Genomic DNA, 9119 nt, shown 5'->3' on the forward strand with positions numbered 1-9119 from the left:
GGGCGGTTTTACCCGCCCAGAGGCCCTGAAAGACTCCCCGAGACCCCCGCAATGCTATCCGCAACCCGCATGACTCCTGCTTTGCTGCTGGCCCTGGCCAGCACCCCTGCCCTCGCCGACGGCGGCCTGATGACCCGCAGCACGCTAACAGGCGACTGGGGCGGCCTGCGCCATCAGCTAGAGGCAGACGGCATCCGCTTCACCGCCGACTACAGCGGTGAAACCGCCTACAACGCTCACGGCGGCCTGCACCGCTCGGCGCGTTACTCGCAAAACGTCAAACTGGGCGTCCAGTTTGACCTGTCCAAGCTGTATGGCCTGGACAACGGCGGTAAGGTGCAACTGACCATCAACGATCGCCGGGGCAACAGCGCCTCCGAAGACCTGGTAGGCAACCGACTGCCGATTCAGGAAAACTACGGCGGGCTCTACACCCGCCTGACCGAACTGAGCTACGAGCGCACCCTGTTTACCCCGGCGCTGAACGTGAAGCTCGGCTACATGGCCATGGGCAACGACCTGGGCGGCCTGGACAGTGGCATTTTGTGCAACTTCATGAACGCCGGTTTCTGCGGCCACCCGCTGAACATGTCCGGTGGTAGCGGCTGGACCAACTACCCCAACGCCCGCCTTGGCGTACGCGTGAAGTACGACCTGTCGCCCGCCTGGCAACTGCGGGTTGCCGCCTTCAACGTCGACCCGGAAAGCAACGGCAATTCCAGCCGGGCCTGGCACCTGGGGCCCAAGCACACCACCGGCACCGTGGTCCCGGTTGAGCTGGTCTACAAGCTTCAGGGCGAGCTGCCCGGCGAGTACAAGCTGGGTTACTACTACGACAGCTCCGACGCCAAGCGTATCGGCAGCGACAAGCAGGTGGCGGGCCGTGGCGGCCATTACCTGCTGATCGACCAGACCGTGTGGAACGACCCTGGCCTGCCAGGGCGCAGCCTGCATGCGTTTGGCCAGTACTCGGCGTCCAGCAAGGCGGCTTCGCCTTTCACCAAGTGGTATGGCGCAGGCGTGGTGTTGTATCAACCGTTCCAGGGGCGGCCGCGGGATACCGTGGCCCTGGGCTACGGCCGTGCGGTGCCCAACCCACGCAGCCGGGACGTCCAGCAAGAGGCTGCCTTCGATGCCGGCCGCCCCTACCCGGGCATCGACAGCGCCGAGCAGTTGATCGAGCTGAGTTACGGCTACCAGGCCACACCGTGGCTGAACCTGCGGCCGGATGTGCAGTACATCATCGAGCCAGGCGCGTTCTCGGGCAAAGCCATCGACAACGCCCTGGTGGTCGGGCTGCAGGTCAAGGCCAGCTTCTGACAGGCACCTGGCGCAAGTAGGCCACCAGCCTGGCCAACATCGCGTCACACGCCCGCAACTGCTCGACGCTGACGAACTCGTCGGGCTTGTGGCCCTGGTCCATGCTACCAGGGCCACACACCACGGTCGGGATACCGGCCTGGTCGAACAACCCTCCTTCGGTGCCAAATGCCACCGTACCGAACGCCTCCGAGCCACTGAGCAACGCCAGCAACTGCGCCGCCTCGCTGTCTGCCGGGGTCGCCAGCCCAGGGTAGGCACTCAAGGTTTGCAGGCGGATAGCGCTGTCGCGGTTGACCTTGCGCATCCGTGGCAGCAACTCGGCGTCGGCATACTGCTGCAACTGGCTGGCGACCGTGGCGGCATCAAAGCCTGGCAAGGCCCGCACTTCGAAATCGAACTCGCAATGCGCGGGCACGATATTGAGCGCCGTGCCCCCTTTGATCACGCCGGCCTGCACTGTGGAAAACGGCGGGTCGAAACGGCAGTCATGCCGTTCGGGGCTGGCCAGCGCCTCACCCAGGTCACCCAGCTTGCCAATCAGCTTGGCCGCATATTCGATGGCATTGACCCCATACGGGGCGTACGCCGAGTGGCAGGCTGCACCCTGCACCTGGCAGCGCACGGCCAACTTGCCCTTGTGCCCAAGCACCGGCTTGAGTTCGGTAGGCTCGCCGATCAGGCATAGCCGGGGCTTGAGCGGGCGCTGCTCAAGGGCGGCCAGCATGGAGCGCACACCCAGGCAGCCCACCTCTTCGTCATAGGAAAACGCCAGGTGCACAGGCATGCGCAGCGGCTCGGCCAGCAATGCCGGGACTGCCCCCAGCACCGAGGCGATGAAGCCTTTCATGTCGGCGGTGCCCCGCCCATAAAGCCGGCCGTCGTGCTCGCTGAGCGTGAAGGGTGCCACCGTCCAGGCCTGGCCATCGACCGGCACCACGTCGGTATGCCCCGACAGCACGATACCCGCGACGTCTGTGGGGCCGATGGTGGCGAACAGGTTGGCCTTGGTGCCTTCTGTGTTGAGGAACAGCTCACTGGCAACGCCCAGGCTGGCCAGGTAGTCGCGCACGAAACCGATCAGGTCGAGGTTGGAGTCGCGGCTGACCGTGGCAAAGCCCACCAACCGGGCCAACAGTGTGCGGCTGGCGAACTCACTCATCGCCCGCCACCCCGTAGCTGGGGGCTGCGGTCGGGTCCAGGGCGCGGGTCACATAGTCCTGCATCTGCGGGCGATAGGCCTGCCACAAGCCCTGCAGGGCGCCGATGGGGTCGCTGTCGGCCCAGTCTACCCGCAGGTCCACCAACGGCCAGGTCAGCTCGCCGGCAACCTTGAGCGCGGCGGAATGCACCGGGCCGGCTTCACCGCCTGCCGCCATCGCCGCGTGCATGGCGGCCAGCAGGCGGTCAGCCAGGTGCCCGCTGGCCTGCTCGAATGCCTGCACCATGGCCTCTATCACGGCAGCCGAGGCCAGCAGGTTACCGGCTGCCGCACATTGCTCCCCGGCCACGGCATGATGGGTGCCAAGGGCTTCACGCCCGGTGAACAGCGCCACCTGGCCGTGGCTGTCGATCACCGTGACCTGGCGGTATTCACTCCAGCCATTGGCGCTCAGCACCTGGTCCAGGGCGGCGGCCGGGGGCACTTGTCCGCGCTCAAGGGCGTCGAGAATCTGCGGGCCGAGGGCGGGCAAGGTTATGTTCTGCGTAGCAACCGCGCCTACCCCGGCCCTGACCCAGGGGCAGCGGGCACCGACCGCGATGCTGGAAGAACTGATGGCGATACCGACCTGGCCGGTTTCCTGGCAGCGCCCGATGATGGAGAAGGTCATGGCATGGATCCTGTTGTGCTATGCGGTTGGAAGGCATTCTGGGAGCAAGCCCGTGGCCCAGGAAACCACCTTTTTCCGAGGCCTTGAGCAACAAAAAACTAACCCTTCGCCCCCGCTACCACGCCTGAACGGCCAGCACGCACGGTGCACCCCCGGCCCGCCGGGGCCTTCGCCAATTTATCGGCAAGCACCAGCTAAATACTATTTTCGCCATCGTCCGGGCATCCCTAGTCTGGCCCCAGGTAAACGGCGGTCTTCCAACCGACCTCACAAAAACCGCCTGAACAAGGGCTCGGACATGACACTGAACAACCTCGAAATCGACACCCTCGTCGTCGGCGCCGGCCAGGCCGGTGTGGCCATGAGCGAACACCTGAGCAAGCTGGGCGTGCCGCACCTGGTACTGGAACGCAACCGCATCGCCGAAGCCTGGCGCACCGGCCGCTGGGATTCGCTGGTGGCCAACGGGCCGGTATGGCACGACCGCTTCCCGGGCCTGGCGTTCGACATGGACGCCGATGCCTTCGCCGGCAAGGACCAGGTAGCCGACTACTTCGAACACTACGTACGCAAGTACAACCTGCCGGTGCGCACCGGCATCGAAGTGCGCAAAGTAGTGCGCAACAGCGACCGCCCCGGCTTCACCATCGAAACCAACGAGGGCGTGATCCGCGCCAACCGGGTGGTGGCTGCCACCGGGCCGTTCCAGAAGCCGGTGATCCCGGCCATCGCCCCCAAGGACACCAACCTGCATCAGATCCACTCGGCGGCCTACTTCAACCCGCAGCAACTGCCAGAAGGTGCCGTGCTGGTGGTGGGCGCCGGGTCGTCCGGGGTGCAGATTGCCGAGGAACTTATGCGCGCCGGGCGCCAGGTGTACCTCTCGGTGGGGGCCCACGACCGCCCACCGCGCGCCTACCGCAACCGCGACTTCTGCTGGTGGCTGGGGGTGCTGGGCGAATGGGATGCCGAAATTGCCAAGCCTGGGCGCGAACACGTCACCATCGCGGTGAGTGGTGCCCGTGGCGGCCATACCGTCGATTTTCGTGCCCTTGCCCACCAGGGCATGACCCTGGTCGGCCTGACCCAGTCGTTCAGCGATGGCGTCGCGCACTTCCAGGACAACCTGGTAGAGAACATCAACCGCGGTGACGAGAACTACCTGGCCCTGCTCGACGCTGCCGATGCCTACGTGGCGCGCAACGGCCTGGACCTGCCCGAAGAGCCCGACGCCCGCAAACGCCTGCCCGACCCCGCCTGCATGCGCACCCCGCTGCGCCAACTGGACCTGGCCAAGGCCGGTGTGGGCACTATCATCTGGGCGACCGGCTACGGCGTGGACTTCAGCTGGCTGCAGGTGGACACCTTCGATGCCAACGGCAAGCCCCAGCACCAGCGCGGGGTCGCCCGCGAGCCCGGCGTGTACTTCCTCGGCCTGCCCTGGTTGTCGCGCCGTGGCTCCTCGTTCATCTGGGGCGTATGGCACGACGCCAAGCACGTCGCTGGCCACATCGCCACCCAGCGCACCTACCTGGCCTACCGCGACCGCGAGCAGCGCGCCGCTGATGACCAGCCACACCCCAAGCTCAGCACCGTCAGCACCCTAGGAGCCCACTGATGCCTACCCACACCCGCATCCGCATGTTCAACACCAAGGTCACCTACCCCAACCAGACCCTGGACAACGACCTGTGCCAGGCGGTGCGCGCCGGCAACACGGTCTATGTTCGCGGCCAGGTAGGCACCGACTTCGAAGGTAACCTGGTAGGCCTGGGCGACCCCCGGGCGCAGGCCGAGCAAGCCATGAAGAACGTCAAGCAATTGCTGGAAGAAGCCGGTTCCGACCTGTCGCACATCGTCAAGACCACCACCTACATCACCGACCCGCGTTTCCGCGAGCCGGTGTACAAGGAAGTCGGCAAATGGCTCAAGGGGGTGTTCCCCATTTCCACCGGCCTGGTGGTTGCCGGGCTTGCCCAGGCGGAGTGGCTGATGGAGATCGACGTGATCGCCGTCATTCCCGACCCGGCATAGCAGCCGCCGGGGCTCAGAAGCCCACGGTGGCCGACAGCAGGTAGGTGCGCGGGGTGGACAAGGTGAGCCCCGGCTCGGCGTCATCGGGCGCGCCGGCCGAGCTCCAGTAGCGGTCGTCCAGCACGTTCTCGACACTGGCGCGCAGGGTGACCTGCGTGGCGTCCACCTTGAAGGCATAGCGGGCACCCAGGTCATAGCGCTCCCAGCCGTCGATCTTCTTGCTGTTGTTCTGGTCCAGGTACTGGGAGCTGGAGTGGGTGCCGCGCGCTGTCAGCGTCAGGCCGTCCACCCCGGGTACGTCCCATTCGGCGCCCAGGTTGACGTTGTACTCCGGGGTGGCGGGGGCGCGGTTGCCGTCATAGGCACCGCCCACGGTATCGGTCAGTTCACTGTCGATGTACATCACCCCGCCCAGCAGCCGCACCCCGTCCAGCGGCTCGCCGAACACGCTTAGCTCGATGCCACGGTTATTACGCTTGCCATTGGCACCGAACACGCGGGAGCCGGGGTTGGTTTCGTAGGCCGGCTGGCGGATACGGAACGCGCTGGCGGTGAACGCGACCTTGCCCAGGTCGTACTTGGCGCCCACTTCCACCTGGCGGCTGGTGAACGGCGGGAAGATTTCATCTTCGTTGATGGAGGTCGAAGGTGCGATCTTGCCCTGGCTCAAGCCCTCCATGTAGTTGGCGTACAACGACAGCTGGTCGGTGACTTTCAACAGCACACCGCCCGACGGCGAGACCTTTTCTTCGTCGTAGGCTGTGTCGCCTTTCACACCATCGCTCCAGTCGTCCACCTGCACGCGCTGCCAGCGCAGGCCCAGGGTGACCAACAGGTTGTCGTCGAAAAAGCCCAACGTGTCGGCCAGGGCCACGCCCGAGAAGCGGTTCTCGGTGTAGTCCTTGGAGTCGCGCCGGGTGGGTGTGCCAGGGGCCGGTATTGCGGCCGGGTGGTACAGGTTGCTGGGCGACGACGCATAGCGGGCGCCACCGTTGGTGAAGTCCATGTAGTAGTAGGTGGCGGCCAGGTTCACCTCGTGGCTGACCGGGCCGGTGTGGAACCAGTTGCGTAACCCGGCCATGGCCGTGCGCACCGACTCGTCACGGGTAAAATCACGTGGCTGCACAGTGAAGTCGCCCGCATCGTTGATGATCGACACGTTGTGGCGCAGGAAGTCATGGTTGCTCTTGCGCGCGCCCACAGCGCCGTAGGCAAGCAGCGATTCGCTGATGTCGTACTCGGCATGCACGGCACCGAAGGTGTCGTTGGTACGCGCCTTGCTCCAGGCCTGGGCGTAGTTGCGGTGCACATCGCTGGCCTTCGGCACCTTGGCGCGCGCGCCTACCAGCACCCGCTCCTGCGGGGCGTCGGTATCGCGCTCGGTATGGCCCAGGTCGGCCGACAGGCGCAGGCGGTCGCCGCGAAAATCCAGGCCCAGCACCGCCATTTCACGGTCGACGCTCTGGTGGTCCCATTCGGTGTCGCCCGATTGCTTCACACCGTTGAAGCGCACGCCGAACTGCTGCCCTTCCCCGAAGCGCCGGCCAATGTCCACCGCGCCGCCGGCCTGGCCTGCCGAGGCATAGCTGCCGGTGAACTCGGTGATGGGCTTGTCGGTGGCGCGCTTGGGCTGCACGTTGATGCCACCCCCTACGCTGCCACGCGGGGCGATGCCGTTGATCAGCTGGCTGGGGCCCTTGATGATGTCCACCCGGTCGGCCATTTCCATGTCGATGGAATAGGTCGGCAGCAGGCCGTACAGGCCGTTGTAGGCCACGTCGCTGTTGAACAGGCTGAAACCGCGAATGGTGAACTGCTCGAAGCGCCCGCCCGCCGGGTTGGTGGTACGTACCGAAGGGTCGCTGGCGACCAGCTCACCCAAGGTGCGCGCCTGCTGGTTCTTGACCAGGTCGCTGGTGTAACTGGTGATACTGAACGGCGTTTCCATGAAGTCCCGCGTCCCCAGCAGGCCCTGGGCACCCTGCCGCGCCACCTGGCCGCCGGCGTAGGGCTGCGCGTCGTTGCCGCCCGGCAGGCCACTGATGATGCTGGTGGGGGCGATTTCCAGTGCGGCGCCCGCTTGCGGTGCCGGCATGAGGGTAAAGGCGCCCTCGCCCACCGGCAGCAGTTGCAGGCCACTGCCGCGCAGCAGCTGCATGAAGCCTTCATCCACGCTGTAGCGGCCAGACAACCCCTCGCTGTTCAAACCACGCACCAGCGCAGGGTCCAGCGAAAGGCTCACGCCAGCCTGGTCGGCAAAGCCGGTCAAGGCCGCGCCAAGGCTGGCGGCAGGTACCTGGTAAGCCCGCCGCACGGGCTCCTCGGCCCAGGTGGGCAGGCTCAGCAGCAGGCTCATGGCAAACAACGGACGCACGGCGCGCACCAGCGGGCGCACACGGTTGGACTTTACTGCACGCATCTGAAAAAGCTCCCCTTCATGGTCTTCTACCGGTAATGACCGGTGAGCGAAAAAAAGGGGACAGCCTCATGCGGAATTTTCTCGTGGGGCCAGGGTGACCCAGTAACGGGTACGGGCCTGCACCTGCACCGGCAGGCTGGCGGCAAGCAGGGCCAGTACCTGGTCCGTGTCGTCCAGGCGGAAGGTGCCGGTCACCCGCAACCCGTCGATGGCCGGTGACCAGCGCAGCACGCCGGGGCGATACCTGCGCAGCTCGGCCAGCAGCTCCCCCAGGCGGCGATCATCCAGGCGCAGCACGCCCTCGCGCCAGCCCAGCAGCCAGGGTTCCACAGCGGTCACGAGATCCACCCCGCCATCGAGCAGGGTAGCCTGCTGCCCAGCTTCGAGGATCACCGGCGAGCCATGCCCGGGCTGCAGGCGCACGCGGCCACCCGTCACCGACACTCGGCAACCTGGGTCCAGCAGGCGCAGACAGACATCGGCGGCGCCTGACCCTTGGCCTCCCAGCTGTACCTGGCCGGTAGGCACCTGCACGCGCAGGTCGAGGTTGCCAGGGGTCTTCACCGCCACCTCTCCCCGCCTGAGTGTGATACGCCGGCCTGGGCCGTCGATATCCACGGCGCTGTCGGTGTTCAACTGCACCGACGTGCCATCGGCCAGCCGCAATTCGCGGCGTTCGCCCACCCCGGTACGTACGTCCGCAGCCCAGGCGTCGATAGGCAGTTCGCGGCTGATCAACCAGGCCGTCGGTAACAGCACCGCCACGCCCAATGCCTGCTTGAGCAACGCCCGGCGGCCAGCATCCGGCCGGTCCAGGGTTGCCATGGCCAGGCTGCCGGGCAAGCTGCTGAAGCGCTGGCGCAGCAGCAGTGCCTTCTGCCAGGCGTGCTCATGGGCAGGATTGCTGGCCCGCCACTGCTCAAGGCGCGACAGGTCCGCATCGCTGGCACTGCCCGAGTCCAGCAGCGACAGCCAGCGCGCGGCGCCACGCAGGGCATCGCGCATTTCTGGGGGTTGCGGGTTCATTCCAGCTCGGCCAGCAGGCAATGTTCGTAGGCCTGAGCCATGTAGCGCTTTACCGAACGCTCGCATACGCCAAGGCGCACGCCGATTTCGGCATAGCCCAGCCCCTCGAGCTGGCTCCAGAGAAACGCCTTGCGCACCGCAGGCTTCAAGCCATCGAGCAGTTCGTCCAGCGCCTGCAGGCTTTCCAGCAACACCCAGCGCTGCTCGGGCGAGGGCACGTATTGCTCAGGCAGTTGCGCCAGGGCATCCAGGTAAGCTTGTTCAAGGCTGCGGCGCTGATAGAAGTTGCTGAGCAGGCGCTTGCCCACCGTCAACAGGTAGGCACGCGGTTCGTGAATGTCGGCAAGCGGCTGAGCACTGGCCAGTACGCGCAGGAAGGTGTCCTGGCTGAGGTCGGCAGCATCCCAGGCATTGCCCATGCGCCGGCGCAGCCAGTTTTCCAGCCAGCCGCGATGCTCGCGGTAGAACGCAGGCAGGCTGGGCGGGGG

At 66.2% G+C, this 9119-nt stretch carries 8 protein-coding genes; 3 read left to right on the forward strand and 5 right to left on the reverse strand.

Annotated features, from left to right (window positions below):
• Positions 1–51 precede the first annotated feature (51 nt).
• On the forward strand, positions 52–1320 hold the full coding sequence (locus IAE38_RS04785) for a carbohydrate porin (RefSeq protein WP_201216266.1): 1269 nt from the start codon (positions 52–54) through the stop codon (positions 1318–1320).
• On the opposite strand, the gene argE is transcribed toward IAE38_RS04785, so the two are convergent.
• Both argE and IAE38_RS04795 read right to left on the reverse strand, forming a co-directional pair.
• Positions 1304–2482 carry an acetylornithine deacetylase gene (gene argE, locus IAE38_RS04790; protein WP_201216267.1) on the reverse strand — a complete coding sequence of 393 codons (1179 nt, stop codon included), beginning with the start codon at positions 2480–2482 and terminating at the stop codon, positions 1304–1306. The genes IAE38_RS04785 and argE overlap by 17 nt on opposite strands.
• Positions 2475–3152, reverse strand: coding sequence for a DUF1028 domain-containing protein (locus tag IAE38_RS04795; RefSeq protein ID WP_201216269.1), 678 nt, complete (start codon positions 3150–3152; stop codon positions 2475–2477). The genes argE and IAE38_RS04795 overlap by 8 nt, the downstream gene beginning before the upstream one ends.
• 298 nt (positions 3153–3450) lie before the next feature.
• Here IAE38_RS04795 and IAE38_RS04800 point away from each other — a divergent pair, with 298 nt between their 5' ends.
• Complete coding sequence (locus tag IAE38_RS04800) at positions 3451–4770, forward strand: flavin-containing monooxygenase (protein ID WP_201216271.1); 1320 nt, start codon at positions 3451–3453, stop codon at positions 4768–4770.
• Entirely contained in the window at positions 4770–5186 is a 417-nt protein-coding gene (locus tag IAE38_RS04805; protein WP_201161602.1) for a RidA family protein, read from the forward strand. Before IAE38_RS04800 ends, IAE38_RS04805 begins: the two co-directional genes overlap by 1 nt.
• Positions 5187–5199: 13 nt before the next feature.
• Here IAE38_RS04805 and IAE38_RS04810 read toward each other — a convergent pair whose 3' ends face one another.
• The 3 genes from IAE38_RS04810 to IAE38_RS04820 all read right to left on the reverse strand — a co-directional run bounded on the left by IAE38_RS04810 (position 5200) and on the right by IAE38_RS04820 (position 9107).
• Entirely contained in the window at positions 5200–7605 is a 2406-nt protein-coding gene (locus tag IAE38_RS04810; protein ID WP_201216273.1) for a TonB-dependent receptor, read from the reverse strand.
• Between the two features lie 66 nt (positions 7606–7671).
• Positions 7672–8631: a FecR domain-containing protein gene (locus IAE38_RS04815; protein ID WP_201216275.1), complete on the reverse strand. Its 960-nt coding sequence runs from the start codon at positions 8629–8631 to the stop codon at positions 7672–7674.
• Positions 8628–9107, reverse strand: coding sequence for a sigma-70 family RNA polymerase sigma factor (locus tag IAE38_RS04820; RefSeq protein ID WP_201216287.1), 480 nt, complete (start codon positions 9105–9107; stop codon positions 8628–8630). The genes IAE38_RS04815 and IAE38_RS04820 overlap by 4 nt, the downstream gene beginning before the upstream one ends.
• Between the last annotated feature and the right edge of the window lie 12 nt (positions 9108–9119).

The sequence above is a fragment of the Pseudomonas sp. S32 genome, assembly GCF_016648095.1.
Lineage (GTDB): Bacteria > Pseudomonadota > Gammaproteobacteria > Pseudomonadales > Pseudomonadaceae > Aquipseudomonas > Aquipseudomonas parafulva.